The sequence below is a fragment of the Paraburkholderia fungorum genome (genome assembly GCF_902833645.1).
Classification (GTDB): Bacteria; Pseudomonadota; Gammaproteobacteria; order Burkholderiales; family Burkholderiaceae; genus Paraburkholderia; species Paraburkholderia fungorum.
Map to the genome: position 1 here is coordinate 13,625 of NZ_CADFGE010000001.1, position 16,011 is coordinate 29,635.

Below are 16,011 nucleotides of genomic sequence, written 5' to 3' on the forward strand. Positions count from 1 at the left end.
CGTGGACGCCGATGAATTAATTCATCGAAATCATTCGCCGAAGGCCAACGATGATAACCGATATTTATCGTTAAAAACCAGTGTCACGCTCCATTTAACAATCAGCCATGTTTCAGGAGTTTGACGGAAATACGGAGCCGGCGGGATTAACCCATTAGAAGACGCATCGCAATCGAAACAATCGTTTGAGTTAAAACGGCATGCAAAGAAGCTAACGGCGTACAACGGCCGCAGCACATCGACCTGCGGCCTTGAGCGGGGGCAGCGGGAGGCGTCCGGTCGCGCGTGACATAAGGCTGCTTTACCGGATCGACCGGTCTATGCTAAATCGCGAATATTTAGCGTCGACATAAAAAACCCGGCTGAGCATCGCGTGCTCGCCGGGTTATTTCAGGCATTGTGCTTACTGCTTTTCAACCAATACCGCGTTAGTCGCGTTAGTCGCCTTAGCCGTCATCAAACGAGTGCGAGCGCCTGCTTCATTCTCTGCACGCCGGTTTCGATTTCGGCGATGCCGGGCGCGGCAAATGACAGGCGCAGTGCCGCCAGATCGATATTGTCTTTATAGAAGGCAACACCCGGCACGAACATGACGTTGCGCTCGATACACGCCCGCAACGTGTCGGACGCATTCTGGCCACCCGTCAATCGCGCCCACACGAACATGCCGCCAGCGGGACGATGAAACGCGATCGCATCGCCTAGTTGCTGGTCGAGCGCATCGCACAGCGTGCGGCACTTCACGGCGTAGGCGTCGACGATCCGCGGCAAATGGCGCTCCAACGCGCCGCTGGCCAGGTATTCGGCGGCAATCGCCTGGGTCCACGGCGAGCTGCATAGATCGACGGTTTGCTTGGCGACCAGACAGCGGCGCAAGATTTCCGCATGCGCGACCATCCAGCCGACCCGCAAACCCGGTGCGACGATTTTGGAAAGACTCGAAAAATGCACAACCCAGTCGCGTGAACCCGGTACCTGATCGCTCAACGCCAGCAGCGACGGCAAAGCCGTGCCGCTGAAACGCAGGTCGCCATAGGGATCGTCTTCGACGATCAGGAAATGGTGACGCGCCGCCAGCTTCAACAACGCCATGCGACGCTCGAGCGACAACGTCGCGCCGGTTGGATTCGCAAAGGTCGGAACGGTGTAGAGCAGCTTCGGCGGCCGCGCCAATGTGCCCGCCTCGAGCACTTCGGCGAGCGCGGCGACATCGAGCCCGTCCTGATTGACCGGCACGGTTACCACGTCGGCCGCTTGCAGCTTCAACGCCTGCAAGGTCGCCGGATACGCCGGCTGTTCGACCAGCACCACGTCGCCCGGCGCCACCATCACGCGCAGCAACAAATCGAAGCCCTGCTGCGAACCGGTCGTGACCAGCAATTCCTGCGGCGTGCAAGGCGTACCGCGCCGCGTCATCAAATGGGCGAGTTGCTCCTTGAGGATGGCGAGGCCATCCGTCGGACCGTATTGCAGGCACAGCGTAGGCTGCTGCGACGCACGCGCCGCGGCCGCATCGAGACCTTCGCGATCGAACAGTTCGCTCGCCGGATAACCGCCGGCAAACGAAATCATGCCGGGTTGCGCCAGATACTTGAACAACTCGCGGATAGGCGATCCGGTTGGCGCTTCGAATGCGGGATTGAAGGTGAACATGGTGACGGGCCGTTTATCTTGTTTGAAGGAAGATCGGCGTCGATTGTGGGCATCGTCCGGGTGGGCGGCAAACGATATCTACGCACTACCTATTGCGTTTTTCGCATCACCTTGAACACTCTCGACCGTGCCCTTCAAACCACGTTCTTCTCCACGATCGGGCGGTTTTCGAGCACGCGAGCGAAGCTCAGCGAGCTCAGATCGAGTGTCGCGTAGCGGCCATGCAGAATCAGTTCGCTAATGCCGCGGCCGGTTGCCGGGCCCTGCTGCAAGCCGTGCCCGCTAAAACCATTGGCAAAAATGCAGTTATCGACATCCGGATGGAAGCCGATGATCGCGTTCTGATCGAGTACGTTGTATTCGTAGTAGCCGGACCAGCAGTTCTGCACCCGCAGCGCTTCGAATTGCGGCACGCGATGCGCGAGCGTCGGCCAGATCACGTCGTCGAAGAGTGCGTGATCGACCTCATCGAGCGGCAAATCGTCGGGATCGTTATCTGCCGACGGTGACGTGCCGCAAATAAACGAGGTGCCCTCGGGCCGGAAATACACGCCGCTTGGATCGATCAGCAAAGGACAATGGTCGAGCCGCGCGGGCGATGTGACATTGAAAATACTGCGGCGCCGCGCAAACACCGGAAGGTCGATGCCCGCCATCTGCGCGACTTTGCGCGACCATGCGCCCGCGGCATTTACGACGAAGTCGCAGGGGTAGGCCTCGCCATCGGTGGTTTGAACCTGCGTGACATGCGGGCCGTCGCGATGCAGCGCGGCGACGTCGGCGGCGATATAGCGTGCGCCGAGCGCCTGCGCTTTCTTGCGCAGCGCCTGGACGAGGCCATAACCGTCGAACCAGCCCTCACCGCTTTCGCCGTAACAGCCGGCAACGAGGTCTTCGGTGTTGAGCCAGGGAAAGCGCGCTTGCAACGCGTCTTTAGCGAGCAGGCTGATATCGGCGCCTAAACTCGTTTGCAGCGCGTGATTCTCTCGCAGCGTCGCTTCGCCGGCGGCCGTGGCGAGAAACAGATAGCCGCCTTCATGCAGATCGATCGACGGCTTCGCGCCGTCGATCTCGAGCCGCTCGCCGATCGAGCGCAGAAACTCGATGCCGAACAGCGACATCTGAATGGAAAGCGGCGTGGAGAACTGCTGGCGAATGGACGCCGCCGATAGTGCCGACGACGAACGCGCGTAAGTCGGATCGCGTTCGATCACCGTGACACTGACCGACGGATCGGCCAGCCGCAGAAAATACGCAATCGAACTGCCGATCACCCCACCGCCGACGATCACGACTTTGGAACTCATGTCTTACTCCACGAGTAGCGCAGCCGCGTTATCAGCCGATATTGAAATCGATGCCCTGTGCGAGCGGCAACGCAGACGAATAGTTGACCGTGTTGGTCGCGCGGCGCATATACGCCTTCCACGCATCCGAACCCGACTCGCGACCGCCGCCCGTTTCCTTTTCGCCACCGAACGCGCCGCCGATTTCCGCGCCGCTCGGGCCGATGTTCACGTTCGCGATACCGCAGTCGCTGCCCGAGTCGGACAGGAAGCGTTCGGCTTCGCGCAGATCGGTCGTGAACACGCACGACGACAATCCGTGCACCGCCGCATTGTTCGCTTCGACCGCATCGGCGAAATCCGAATAGCGCAGCACGTAGAGAATCGGGGCGAAGGTTTCCTTGAGCACCACCGCCGTTTGCGAGGGCATTTCGACGATGGCCGGACGCACGTAGTAACCGCCTTCATAGCCCTTCACCTCGACGCGCTCGCCGCCAAACACCTTGCCGCCTTCGACCGTGGCCTGCTGCAGCGCTTCCTGCATGCGAGCGTACGATTGCTTGTCGATCAGCGGCCCCATCAGCGTGCCCTTTTCGAGCGGGTTGCCGATCGGCACCTTGCTGTACAACTGCTTCAGACGCTCGATGGTTTTGTCGTACACGCTCTCATGCACGAACAGGCGCCGCAGCGACGTGCAACGCTGCCCCGCCGTACCGACTGCCGAAAACAGGATGCCACGCATGGCGAGTTCGTGGTCCGCCGTTTGCGTGACGATACCCGCGTTGTTGCCACCGAGTTCGAGCAGCGAGCGGCCAAAGCGCTTCGCCACTTCGACACCGACCGTGCGGCCCATTTCCGTGCTGCCCGTCGCGCTGACGATCGATGCGCGCGGGTCCGCCACCAGCTTCGCGCCCACGTCGCGGCCACCGTTGATCAGCGCGGTCAGGCCGGCCGGCGCATCGCCGAATTCCTTCAGTGCTTCGCTGAGAATCTGGTTGACGGCGAGCGCGGTCAACGGCGTCTTTTCCGACGGCTTCCAGATCACTGCGTTGCCGCACACCAGCGCCAGCGCCGCATTCCACGACCATACCGCCGCCGGGAAGTTGAACGCCGAGATAACGACGCATGTGCCCATTGGATGCCACGTCTCGGCCATGCGATGGCCCGGGCGTTCCGAGGCGATCGTCAGACCGTACAACTGGCGCGACAGGCCGACCGCGAAGTCGCAGATGTCGATCATTTCCTGCACCTCGCCCAAGCCTTCCTGCAGGATCTTGCCGGTTTCGAGCGTGATGATGCTGCCGAGCGCCTGCTTCTTTTCACGCAGACGGTTGCCGAGCAAACGCACCAGCTCGCCGCGGCGCGGCGCCGGGACGTTGCGCCAGGCTGTGTAGGCCTCTTTCGCCTGGGCGAGGGCCGCGTCGACTTCCGCCACCGTATTGCTGGCCACACGGCCGATGAGTTCGCCGGTAATCGGCGAGTGAACCGCGATGTCGCCGGCTTGCGCCGCGTGGGCGATGCCTAGGTCGGCGAGGATGGTGGAAGCGTCCATGAGGATCCCTTTAATTTCCGATGCGAAACAAGAGTAAGTTCGGAAACTATACACGCGGGATTTTATGGCGGCAAGCGGATTTGCCCGGAGCGGCTTGTCCGGGCGTGTGAACGGGCTTTAAATGGCTGATCTTGGCCTATGAAGGCTGGCGGGCGCAGGCCCGATGGGGCGTGGTTACTGGTCGGCCGGCGGTGTGCCGGCGCCCAGCGATTCGTTTCTTATTGGAAATATCCTCTACACATCCACCGGCGCCGTAGCACGCATGGCCAAATAGCCTTCATGGTCTTTGGCCCACAGGTCGACCGTCTTGCCGTCGGCAGAAGGTCGGCCGCATACGGCGAACGACTGGCCCGCGAAGAGAGGCCGCACCGCCTTGTACGCGAAGCTTTGCAGCGTTGCGCTCGGTAGTTCACGGCGCACCAGATCGACGAGGAGTGTCGCGATCAACGGACCGTGCACGATCAGCCCGGGATAGCCCTCCACCTCCGTTACATACGGATAGTCGTAGTGGATGCGATGGCTGTTGAAGGTCAGCGCGGAGTAGCGGAACAGCATCACGGCGTCCGCGTCGACGGTGCGGCGCCACGTCTCGCCTTCCGGCGCCAGCGCCGCTTGCGGCGGGCGGGCGCCCTCTTGCGGCGCGTCGCGGAAGACGATGTCGTGCTCTTCTTCGAGCCTCAGTTCACCATCGACTTCGATCGTATGCTGCGCCGTCACGAACACGAGACGGCCCGAGCGGCCGGTCTTGTCTTCGATATTGGCGATGATCGACGTGCGTTTTGCATGCTCGCCGACTTTGAGCGGCGCGTGGAACGTCACGCGTCCGCCGGCCCACATGCGGCGTGGCAGCGGCACCGGCGGCAGAAAACCGCCGCGTTTCGGATGACCGTCAGGACTGGCCTCGGACAGTGGCGAGATCGGCAAGAAGTACAGCCAGTGCCAGAGCGGTGGCACCGTATCGCCACGTTCTTCGCGCTCCAGGGTCGCGGCCATTGCCGTCAGCGGAAACGCGGTGATGTCGTCTTCAGTCACCGACTCCTTGTCGAGCCAGTCGTCGAGCTTCTCTGGGGAGGCAGACATGGGCAAAGTCTCCGGATACGCGGTTGGGATTAGATAGGGTCTTACTACGAACCTTGCGGCGAGTTCGTGAGGCACGCTCATAACGATACGGCAATTGGAGAGCAAGAGTCGGGGGGCGTTGCCTTAGGCATGCGCTTACACTTGGTTATCGCTGATGGATCGCCTTACGGAGAATGCCCATGAATACGGTCGCGAAGAACCCGCGCTCGCCAGCGTTAGAACTCGATCTTGGATTCGGGCCGAAACTGAAACACGCGGACGCGCCGGGGTCGGGCATCGCCACCGGCCCGCTTGCACAGCGTGTCGACGCATTCGACTGGTTCGATCTCGAAGAAGAATTAAATGGTTATGGCTGCGCGATGCTGCCCAAGCTGCTCAGTGCGCAGGAATGCGACGCGCTGGCCGCGCTCTATCCACGCGACGACCTGTATCGCAGCCGTGTTGTGATGGCGCGGCATGGCTTCGGTCGTGGTGAATACAAGTACTTTGCTTACCCGCTGCCGCATCCGGTGGCGGAGCTGCGCGCCGCACTCTATCCGCGCCTCGCGCCAGTTGCGAATCGTTGGAATGAGGTGATGGGTATCGATGTGCGCTATCCAGCCGCGCACGACGAATTCATCGAGCGCTGCCACGCGGCCGGCCAGATGCGTCCGACGCCGCTGATCCTTCAATATGCTACCGACGACTATAACTGCCTGCATCAGGATCTCTACGGCGAGCATGTCTTCCCGCTTCAGGTCGCGATTCTGCTGTCCGAGCCAGGCAAGGATTTCACGGGTGGGGAATTCGTGATGACGGAGCAGCGTCCGCGGATGCAGTCGCGCACAGAGGTCGTACCGCTCGGCAAGGGCGACGCTGTGGTGTTTGCGGTTCATCACCGGCCGGTGCAGGGCACGCGTGGCGTCTACCGCGTGAATCTGCGGCACGGCGTGAGCCGTTTGCGCTCAGGTCATCGCCATACGCTTGGGGTGATTTTTCATGACGCGACTTGATTGGGTTGAACGTGACGATGGGTTTGGGTTGCGTTTGTCTGCGGTGCTGGAGGATTGACTGTTGCTGTTGTGCACTTGTCCACAGAAATTGTTCGCAAGGCTGTGGATAACGCCTCCACAAATGCGCCAAAGTATTGATATGAATACCTTTCTGCAAGGTGCTCTTGTCAGCTCGCATGGCACCCGGCGCCAGCCGAAGTTGTAAAGCGACCTGAACCCCGTTCAGGCCGGTCCGGAGCGCTGGTCTGGATTCTCGTAGAACGCGAAAGACTCCCTGGCAAATGTCATCACATCAGGCGGACCTGTCAGAGCACCAGTGGCCAGCTTAATTTAGCTAACAATCTTGAAATTTTCTCCAGGATCGAGAAAAAATGGATAGAAGCTGGAGGCAAATGAAATAATATCCGGAGGGCCCGATAACACTCCCATCTCCCATTTTCTGTCGGCATATACGAACCAATCTCCTGGGATCGGCAAGACTGCATATCGTTCTGAGTTAGCCCAAAGGCAGTCCGCTGGACTGTCTCCCGGGTCCTTTTGCCAAGACGCAAAGAAGTCGTCATCGCTGTGTTCAGCACGATGTACAAACCCAGGATACTTTCCGAAATGATAATGAAAATAACTGAACGGGTCCGGCTTGAGAACTAGCGAGGCAAAGTCCCTTGCTCCCTTGAACGCCAGCATGGCTCGAATGAGATCGAAGAATTTTTGAGTCGATATATCAATCGAATCAAAATAAAGCAGATCCGCAGACGGAATATTGGCCAGTTCTTTCACACCTGCATTCACACGCTCCCAAAGCGGCAAGAAGGTCATGGAATCACGAATAAAATCTATTTCACTCATTTTGGAAGCCGTATCTTAATTGTGCCGCGTGGTGCGCCAGCGGGTACATACTCGGCGGTAGGATACCCTGCGTTTGAATCTTCTCTGACGGTGTAACGCGCTCCGTCCTTTGAAAAGATATCCGCTCTGCCGTCCTTGCTAAGAGACTGCACATAGCCGCTCTCTACTAGATTTGCCTCAAACTCCGCTTTGCCAACGTCGGTTCGGATGTTTCGAACACTCCCCCCCGTTGTGATATCAGTGTATTCGGATGTGATCCGCCCCGGCGGAATCCCATCGACCTCCGTCTCAGCAGCTGGCTTGCACATCTCCTTGATGCGTTCCCAGTTTTCCGCGACCTTCCTTGCACCCTGACCAATGCCATATCTAACGACCGGGTTCTGCAGAAGCCGATAGACAAGAACGCGTAGACCACCGTCAATCAGCCCTGCCGAGAAATGGCAGCCACTGCACACGGTCGACGTTCCGAGAAAGTTGTCCCCCAGCAGCCGACTCGCGCCTTGCAGATTGGCGGGTGGCCCTACCGGGGAGTCGCCGTAGTTGTAGTTATCGATCCACTGGTTGATTTCATCGCTGCTGATCGGAATATCCGTTCCGTCATTGAGATCAAGAACGTTGCCGTTCTTTGCAACGGTGCCGGTTCGTGACACGACGCGGCCGTCCGGTGAATAGCCGAACCTGACCTTGAACACGCGCCGGATGCCACCGTTCGCCGGGCTCTCATACTCATTGAATTTGAAACGCTCAATGCGGGCGCGTTGGTCGTAGCGAAGATAGAAGTCACCGGTCGGGTTATAGCCGTACAGAACACGATGAGCGGCATCTCGCGAGAGAATCTCCGTCACGTCCTGGTCACTTCCCAAGGTGATAATTGCAAACGCATTTCCCGTTGCGTCGCGCGTGACTCTCCACTGCCCTGTGACTTTCCCATTCGCCGTCTGCTGAACGAACGCGAGCCGGTTCATTGCGTCGTAGGTCATCCCGTATGCCGTCGTCACGCCGTCCGCTTTGCCTGCATCGAAGGCGCGGGCGCCCGTCGGATCGTCGGTCGGTGTCTCACTAACGCCGGTCGTATTGCCGTTCGCGTCGTATACGAAGGATTGCATCAGCTTCGGCGAGGCAATCATCGACGGACGCAGACTCGTTGTGTCGGCGTAGCGGATCGTGGAGATCGACGTGCCCGACGCGTTCTTCACCGTCGCCCGAACGGGCCGTCCGGTGTCGTCGTAGCTGTACTCCGTAGAGCCGCCATTCGCGTCGACATCCTTCAGCAGATTGCCCGACGCATCCCATGCGGAGTTGCTATTGCCCGCAGCGGATGTGGTTCCGGTTGGTCGCAGCACCCCACCAATCGACGACATGCTCAGCGTGGTCGCACCTTTTCTGCCGGTGATGACGGTGGAGCCCGTGTTATAGGCGAACTGCGCGTTTTGCGCGGCGTTGGGGTGGCTGACCGCCACGGCGCGACCCTGCGCGTCATAGCTCCACGTCGCAATGCGATTACCCGCCTCGTCAACCTCGCCCGTCAGCGAATTCTTGAAGCGTGCGTCGTCGTAGACATACCGGTGCGCATAGCCATCAGGCCAGGTGACCGAGACGAGATTGCCATTCGCGTCGTACCCGTACTGCGTCATGCGGCCCAACGGGTCGTTCAGCCGTGAAAGACGGTTCTTGTCGTCGTAGTCAAGGCGAAGCGTGACGTCATTGTTCGCGTCCGTGCCTGCGGCGTGCTGCGTGATCGTGGTCAGCAATCCTGAGCTGCCATAGGTCAGCGTTCGGACAAACCCTGTCTTCGTACTCTCCGAAAGCAATACGCCTTGAGCCGAGTACGATTCGACGGTGTCGGTCTTGAGATCAGTAAGCGTCCATCCGGAGCCATTCTGTGCCAGCGCAAGGCCGGTAAAACCCGCTGTGCGCCACGTGCCGGCTGACCAGTTGAACGTGACGGGTTCACCGTTCTCGCGATACGCAAGCACCTTGGACGCGCTGCCGTTGTTGGCGTTCGCGAGTCCCAGGTTGCGTTGCCAGCTATGGAACCAGACCGGGCCCATAGCTGTGGCGGAATTGCCCAGTGACCTGGATCGGTAGGTCCGCGTGAACAGCATCGGAATGTCGTCGCCACTGACAAAGTCCGCTTCAGTCAAGGTGACAGCGCCATTGCCTGGGTATACAGGGTCAGCGACGGGACAGCTCGCTTCCGGCTCTTCGGCAGTGGGTGTCGCGCACCACGCGTCGATAAGCGGCAAACTGATGCAGTTGTAGTACTGCATGCCGCCAGGCACGCCGGCGTATGCATCCCACCGGCAGGTGGGCGAGCCCGGTTTTGCGCCGGTTGCGGCCCACACCGCGTTGCAATCAGCCGCGTTGGCACCAAACGCGACCATAAGCAACATGAAGGCTCCCATCAGGCGAGCCGCCACGCCCAACGGGCTATCCGTCATTCTTTTATTTTTCATCGTCGTCCTTATTAGTTGTACTTGTTTGAAGCCCAAGCACCCTATAAGGAGCATCCCGTCCCCGCTATCCGACAATTCCTAAAAACACGTCTCCGCTATTCACATCCAATCGATGCCGTCAGACTCCCTGCGCAATGCGTAGGGAGCGGCGCAAGAGCCTGTCAGTCATTAGCCCATTGCAGAGGAAAACCTGGAACGTTAGACGCTGAATAAGTTATCCCCAGTTTTTGTTCAGAAGGCTGTGGATAACACCCCCACAACAGCGCCAAGTGCTTGATGCACTTCAGTTCCTGGACGCTGCGCACCAATCGACGATTCCCAGTCAGTCAGCCCGCCACGATCTCGAACCACGCGCCATGCGTGCGATCGAGATCGAGCACCCGCGCCTTCGCATTGCCGTCACCACGCAGTGCAACCCCAAACACTCCTTCCCCACGCGTGGCGAGTTGCCGGCGCAAGGCCGCACCTTCGGCCGTAACGCTCGCGGCATCGGCGTGCACAGGGCTCAATAGCACCACCGAGGTATCGCCAATCGACACCGTCGCCGACACCGCCCCCAGTCCCGGCAAAGCCACCTGCCGCGCCCCCACCGCCTCAGAACCAAGCAACGCCTCATACCGCTGCACGCTCAGCTTCAGATCCTCCACCGCAACCGTCAAACTCGCCACTCCGCGCACGCCGTTTGCATGTTCGCGCACCGCGCCTTCCGCCACGCGCAGAGCACGCGGCGTGATATCCCCACACAGGAACGGCAAGTCACTGGTCTCTGGCCGGCCGGTCTGCCACTCGAGCCGCGCGCCGTCGGGACGCACACGTCCCCCCGCCTGCGGGCCCTCATACTGCAACCCGCGTCCGTGAGCCGCGTCGATCACGGCGCCCACGCTCAACGGCAACAACGCGTAGTCGACAAAGCCATCGCCGTGACGCTGCCCCACATTCCACCAGCGACGCTGCGGCGCCGCCTGCAAGAACGCGATCAGCTCGATGTAACTGCCGTCGGCAAAGCCGATCAACGCGTTGTGGGTCACGCCATCGGCATGCGTGCCGCCTTGTTGCACAGTGAAACCGAGCGCCGTGAAATCTTCAATGGTCCGCGTCAGGTCGTGGACGCGAATCACAATGTGATCGAGTGAAAGGCTCATGACAAAAAAATTTCGTGAATGATCGGCTGGTTAGACAGACGGGGAGCACCTACTTCTGCGCAACCGTTGCCTTGCTCTCAAGCAACGCCCACTTGTCGTTCTTCACTACCACGTTGATATTTTTCACGCCGATCACGCGTCGCGTCGCCGGATCGAAATTGGCCTTGCCGAACACGACACTCGGAATGTCGTGCAGCTTCGGCAGCGCATCGCGTACCGCCTTGCGATCGGGGCCGCCGGCGCGCAGCGCGTAGGCGGCGATGATGACGGCGTCATACGCATAGGCGTTGAACGCGTCCGGCTCACGGTGGTATTTCGCTTCGAAACGTTTGACGAAACTTTGCACCTCGGGCCCGGATTCGCCGGGGAAAAAGCTGGTGTTGGTCGCTACCCCGTTAACCGCCTCGCCGCCAAGTTCGAGGAACTTCGGCGAATACACGGAACTGGCCGCGGCGATCGGCAAGTTGATGCCGCTCGTCCGCGCCTGACGGGCTATCTGCGCGCCGTCGGAGTAGTACGAGATCAGCACGATGCCATCCGGATTCGCAGCGCTTACCCTCACCAGCGTCGCCCGAAAATCTTTCTCGGTTGGCTGATAGCCTTCGGCCGCTACGATCTGCGCGCCGCGCTCATTGGCGGCTTTGACGAACACGTCTTTGCTCGTGCGCCCCCAGTCGGTGTTCAGATAGAGCACGGCGACACGTTTGAGGCCGAGCGTCTTAACGGCGAGATCGGCGAGCAACGGTTGCGCGTCAGCCTGACTGACCGACGGACTCCAGATGTAGTCGCCGCCTTTGGTGAAGTCAGGATGCGAGTTGGTAAAGCCGAGTTGCACCAGACCGGCATGCTGGTAAATCGGTGAAGCGGCCATCGACGCCGGACTGGAAAAGTCGCCGAGTTCGATCAGGATGCGCGGATCGTTGACGAACTTCTGCGCAATCGTGATGGATTGGCGCGGGTCGCTCTGGCTGTCCTCGAATACATAGTTCAGCGGGCGCCCGTTGATGCCGTCGTGGCTATTGATTTCGTCGAGGGCAAGATCGAAGCCGGCCTTCCATTGCGCGCCGTACTGAGCGTTCTGGCCGGTCAACGGCCCGCTCACGCCTATCAGAATTGGATCGCCCGAGGGCGGCGCGGCCACGGCCGTCGTCGCCAGCGTGATTGCCGAGGCGGCGAGCAGCAGAAGTGCCGTGAAATGAGTGGCCCATGATGGGCGCTGGCTTGAGGTAATCGACATGACTCCAGACTCGGTTCGCGTGAGAGTGGAGTGAGTGTCGGATGTGCCCCGGCTCCGGGCAACCAAGCGATTTGCATATCGTTATGCTGCCGGGGAACTTGTCCACAGAAAATGTTCGCAAGCCTGTGGATAACATTCTGGCAAGCGCGCCAAGTACTTGATGTATCTGGCTTCTCTTGCGCTGCACGTCGGCGAGACCGCTCCAGCGGCCCCGCCTTTCTACCTCAAAGGTAAGCGGACTTCGCTACACCGCGGTTTGCGGGAGCCAGCAGTTTGCTTCGCTCAACCAACGCGCCGAACAGCAGCCCGATGGTCGTCCACATGATCACCTGCATGCCGATTGCCGCGACGCGGAATTTCCACAGCAGCACCGCCGGGAAGGCGGCCGGCACTTCGTTGATCACCGGCATCGACAGTTGCACGGCGGCAATGATCACGACAAACACCACACCCGCCACGATCGACCCATTCCACGCGCCCAGCTTCAGCGCCGCGCGGCGGCGCACCTTCAGCGAAAACACCAGTGCGGCGAGCGAAATCGCGATCATCAGGAAGAACAGGCCTGTCCGCATGCCGATCGTCTCAGGGTCGCCCACCGAGGGTGGATTCGCCGGGTACTTGATGTTCGGCACGATCACCAGCGCGATAAACGCACCAAGCGCAAGCCATGCGGACAAGGCGCGCGCACTCAACACGCCGACGCGGCCGTACGCAAACGCGAACACCAGCGAGAACAGCCCGCCAAACGCTGCGCCATACGTCACGACGCCCGTCAACAATCCGAGGCCGGCTTGTGTTTCGCGGCTTACCAGTTCGGGTTCGGGTGCTTCGCCTTTGGCGGCGTCGGCTTTTTCCTCAAAGGAGATCGCCTGATCGACCTGCGGCTCGCCCACGAGCCTGGCAAAGCCGAACGTGAGCAACCCTGCGGCGATGCCTGCAAGCATCCCGCGTACCAACAATTTACCAACCATGTTCGACTCCGTTAGTGGCAAGGAAAGCCGAGCAGATGGCGGCCGTCGTGCACGAACTCATGCACGTACATGCCAGGGACCAGCGACGTAGCGCCCTGTTCAGCGCCCACGAAATAAATCGCGAGCAACAGCAGCAAGCCGCCGAACACGATCCAGGGCAGCAGTTCACGCAGCGGAATCGGCGTGGGTTGGGCGACCGGTTGCGTCGCGGAATCGAAAACAGCGTTGGACATAGTGAACATCTCCTTGGGGTAACGCGCCCCGATAGTCGATTGAAGAGGGATGAAACGAAGCTCAGGTCTGGCTTTCGGCATAGTGAATGCCGATTACAGTGGCGCGACCGCGCCGGGCTCTCACCGGCTTCCGTGCTTCGCAGTGCCGCTATTCTACGCGTTAAACTTTGCCGTCCGGCAACGCTGAGCATGCACGCACGCATCCCGCTTAAGCTGGCCTTTATGGAACTCAACCGAATGGACATACGGCTGCTATTGATCAGCCACGCGTCGACTGCGGCAATGCGCGCGGCCCGCTTCCCCGCCGACGATCCGCTCGACGCCCCTGGCCTCGCCGACGCGGGCGCCGCGCGGGCACGGTTGTCGATTCCCGACAACGCGGCTACCTTCGTCAGCCCTGCTGTTTGCGCGCGTGATACGGCATCGGCCCTGGGCCTCGATGCAATAGTGCACGAGGGACTGGCGGATATGGACTATGGCGTGTGGCACGGCCGCCGCCTTGCCGATCTTGCCGTCGAAGCACCACTAGAGCTTGCCGCATGGACGCACGATCCCGACGCCGCCGCGCATCGCGGCGAATCGTTCAGCGAACTCGTGAAGCGGGTAGGACGATGGCTCGATTCGCTAGACGATACATTGAGCAAGACAGTGAGCAAGAGCGTGACCCACGCAAAGGACAGTGCACCAGGCGATGGAACAAACAAGGCGCCGCGCGATATGCAAAACGCGCAAAACGCGCAGAACGTCGTTGCCGTCACGCATGCGGCGGTAATCCGGGCCGCCATCATTCATGCGCTCGGAGCGTCGCCGGCGATATTCTCACGCATCGAAATCGCGCCGCTTTCGATGATCGAGTTACGACGCTCGCGACGTGGCTGGACCTGGTGGCCGGCATCGCACTAACGGCGACGGCGATGCGACGTCTGCCGTGCACAGGCGATCGAATCGAAACGCCCGTGCCCGGTCACTTGCCCGAGACCACCAACCTCAGCTTGTTCGAACCGGCTGGCGTCAACGTGATATCGGTCCGTCTGGCCCGCGTGCCTAGATAAAAGTGCTGGCGTCCGGGCGAGTTCTGGTCATGTGTCGCGTCCGGCAGGCACGATGCGATGTCCGCCGCGACGGACTGCAGCGCATCCGCGCTCGAACCGGCGTCATGGTGCGGCGTCCACGTGCATTGGTAACTGCCGTGGCCTGACGAGCATTGCGCGTCGTCGCCGTAGGGTTGCGCGACGCCCTTGCCGTCGTCCGGTGTCAGCGAGGCCAAGCCGTCCGGCGCCGCCGCGACGATCCGTTTGAGCGACGCACATGGGCTAGGCGCATCGTCGGCATTCGCGCTGCATGGTAGCAATGCGCCCAGCGATACAGCAGCAATTGCAGTGGCGAGAATTCGGGTCTTGTTCATGTCGGCGCAGTCCTTCGAAAGGTGGCCTTACCGTAATAGCACGGTTCGTGCCCATGAAGCTTCGAACAGCGCCCGCCTCCTGCCCAAAAACGCGCCTAAAGGTGTCAGGAAGCGACACCAAACAACGCCGCCAGCCCGGGCGGCGACGCAAAAATCCCCTTCGCGTCATGCCCGATGCCGTCGATCACAAACGTACGATGCTTCGCCGCGCTCTCGGGATGCCGCAACGCCATATAGCGCGCGTAAGTCAGTCCACGCGCCAGCCGATGAGCACCCTGCGCCTGCGCGGCGCACGAGCGGTCGAGAGCCGGATGCTGCGGATCACAATCCGCGCCGCCGAGCAGCACGGTGACATCACGACGCGCGTAAAGCGATTCGAGCGCGCCAGCGGAATCAGGATTTCCGCTGTACGAAGAAGCATAAGCGGGCAAATCCTCGAGCCCATACTTCCAGCGATTGAACGACGGACACGCGGTCGCATCGAACACTGCGAATTCGCCGGACACGCTCGGCCGCATTGCATCGAAGTACACATACGACGAAGGATTCGCGACCACATAGCGCAGCGCAATCCCCCGCGCGACGAGCGGCGCCTCACCTCGCGTCACGACGGCATAGCGCTGCACCACCTGGCCACCGCCCGAATGCCCCGCGATCACCACCTCGGTGAGCGACGCAAACTGCTCGCGCGACGCCAGCGTCCGCAGGATGGCGTCGAGCACGTCGAACGAACTGATCGGCGCGGGACCTTCGGCATTGCCGCCGCCCATCCAGCTAGTCCACTCCCAATGCAGCGCGGACGGCGGCAAGCGATGCGCGTCGACGTCCGCACTCGCGAGGAACTGCGGCACGATCAGCAGCGTATCGGCAGTATCGCCACCGGCTAGCGCACACGCGCGCTCCGCCAGGTCGAAGTACGCGTCCGCATTGCGCAAGCGTCCATGAATCAGAATGACCGCGCGCTTGACGTCACGCGCAGACACAAGCCAGTCGCCGTTCGCGAATATCGGCACGGTGCCGCTACCCGTTTGCGTCTCAACACGCAGATACTGGCGGCCGACGACGGCGACCGGATGTTCATTCGGCGCGCGTTCGTCATCTGTGATCAAAGGCTGGGTCATGCAATAAGCTCTGGTTAATCCAATAAGTCTAACGAGT

At 60.7% G+C, this 16,011-nt stretch carries 14 protein-coding genes; 2 read left to right on the top strand and 12 right to left on the bottom strand.

What is annotated here, in order from left to right:
• Window positions 1–456: 456 nt before the first annotated feature.
• From HWX91_RS00040 to HWX91_RS00055, 4 genes are all read right to left on the bottom strand, one after another.
• Window positions 457–1,653 carry an aminotransferase-like domain-containing protein gene (locus HWX91_RS00040; protein WP_028196234.1) on the bottom strand — a complete coding sequence of 399 codons (1,197 nt, stop codon included), beginning with the start codon at window positions 1,651–1,653 and terminating at the stop codon, window positions 457–459.
• A gap of 134 nt (window positions 1,654–1,787) precedes the next feature.
• Window positions 1,788–2,960 (bottom strand): NAD(P)/FAD-dependent oxidoreductase, encoded by a 1,173-nt coding sequence (locus tag HWX91_RS00045; RefSeq protein WP_028196233.1) that lies wholly within the window; start codon window positions 2,958–2,960, stop codon window positions 1,788–1,790.
• A gap of 31 nt (window positions 2,961–2,991) precedes the next feature.
• Window positions 2,992–4,491 (bottom strand): L-piperidine-6-carboxylate dehydrogenase, encoded by a 1,500-nt coding sequence (amaB, locus tag HWX91_RS00050; RefSeq protein WP_028196232.1) that lies wholly within the window; start codon window positions 4,489–4,491, stop codon window positions 2,992–2,994.
• A gap of 234 nt (window positions 4,492–4,725) precedes the next feature.
• Window positions 4,726–5,571, bottom strand: coding sequence for an HTD2 family dehydratase (locus HWX91_RS00055; protein ID WP_028196231.1), 846 nt, complete (start codon window positions 5,569–5,571; stop codon window positions 4,726–4,728).
• 179 nt (window positions 5,572–5,750) lie between these two features.
• Here HWX91_RS00055 and HWX91_RS00060 point away from each other — a divergent pair, with 179 nt between their 5' ends.
• Entirely contained in the window at window positions 5,751–6,563 is an 813-nt protein-coding gene (locus tag HWX91_RS00060) for a 2OG-Fe(II) oxygenase (RefSeq protein ID WP_028196230.1), read from the top strand.
• 330 nt (window positions 6,564–6,893) lie between these two features.
• On the opposite strand, the gene HWX91_RS00065 is transcribed toward HWX91_RS00060, so the two are convergent.
• The 6 genes from HWX91_RS00065 to HWX91_RS00090 form a co-directional block, all read right to left on the bottom strand.
• Window positions 6,894–7,409 (bottom strand): hypothetical protein, encoded by a 516-nt coding sequence (locus HWX91_RS00065; protein ID WP_028196229.1) that lies wholly within the window; start codon window positions 7,407–7,409, stop codon window positions 6,894–6,896.
• Window positions 7,406–9,865 (bottom strand): DUF6531 domain-containing protein, encoded by a 2,460-nt coding sequence (locus tag HWX91_RS00070; RefSeq protein WP_028196228.1) that lies wholly within the window; start codon window positions 9,863–9,865, stop codon window positions 7,406–7,408. Before HWX91_RS00070 ends, HWX91_RS00065 begins: the two co-directional genes overlap by 4 nt.
• A gap of 326 nt (window positions 9,866–10,191) precedes the next feature.
• Window positions 10,192–11,007: a VOC family protein gene (locus HWX91_RS00075; protein ID WP_028196227.1), complete on the bottom strand. Its 816-nt coding sequence runs from the start codon at window positions 11,005–11,007 to the stop codon at window positions 10,192–10,194.
• Window positions 11,008–11,056: 49 nt separating this feature from the next.
• On the bottom strand, window positions 11,057–12,244 hold the full coding sequence (locus HWX91_RS00080; RefSeq protein WP_028196226.1) for an ABC transporter substrate-binding protein: 1,188 nt from the start codon (window positions 12,242–12,244) through the stop codon (window positions 11,057–11,059).
• 224 nt (window positions 12,245–12,468) lie between these two features.
• Window positions 12,469–13,215 carry a CbtA family protein gene (locus tag HWX91_RS00085; protein ID WP_028196225.1) on the bottom strand — a complete coding sequence of 249 codons (747 nt, stop codon included), beginning with the start codon at window positions 13,213–13,215 and terminating at the stop codon, window positions 12,469–12,471.
• Between the two features lie 11 nt (window positions 13,216–13,226).
• A complete protein-coding gene (locus HWX91_RS00090; protein WP_028196224.1) occupies window positions 13,227–13,448 on the bottom strand; it encodes a CbtB domain-containing protein in 222 nt (73 codons plus the stop codon).
• A 237-nt stretch (window positions 13,449–13,685) separates the two neighbouring features.
• On the opposite strand from HWX91_RS00090, the gene HWX91_RS00095 reads away from it, so the two are divergent.
• Window positions 13,686–14,351, top strand: coding sequence for a histidine phosphatase family protein (locus HWX91_RS00095; protein WP_028196223.1), 666 nt, complete (start codon window positions 13,686–13,688; stop codon window positions 14,349–14,351).
• A 61-nt stretch (window positions 14,352–14,412) separates the two neighbouring features.
• Here the strand turns inward: HWX91_RS00095 and HWX91_RS00100 are convergent, their stop codons facing one another.
• Both HWX91_RS00100 and HWX91_RS00105 read right to left on the bottom strand, forming a co-directional pair.
• Window positions 14,413–14,853, bottom strand: a complete 441-nt coding sequence (locus tag HWX91_RS00100) for a hypothetical protein (protein WP_028196222.1) — start codon at window positions 14,851–14,853, stop codon at window positions 14,413–14,415.
• Between the two features lie 104 nt (window positions 14,854–14,957).
• The gene (locus HWX91_RS00105) at window positions 14,958–15,974 is read right to left on the bottom strand and encodes a hypothetical protein (protein WP_028196221.1); all 1,017 of its coding nucleotides are present in this window, start codon (window positions 15,972–15,974) and stop codon (window positions 14,958–14,960) included.
• Between the last annotated feature and the right edge of the window lie 37 nt (window positions 15,975–16,011).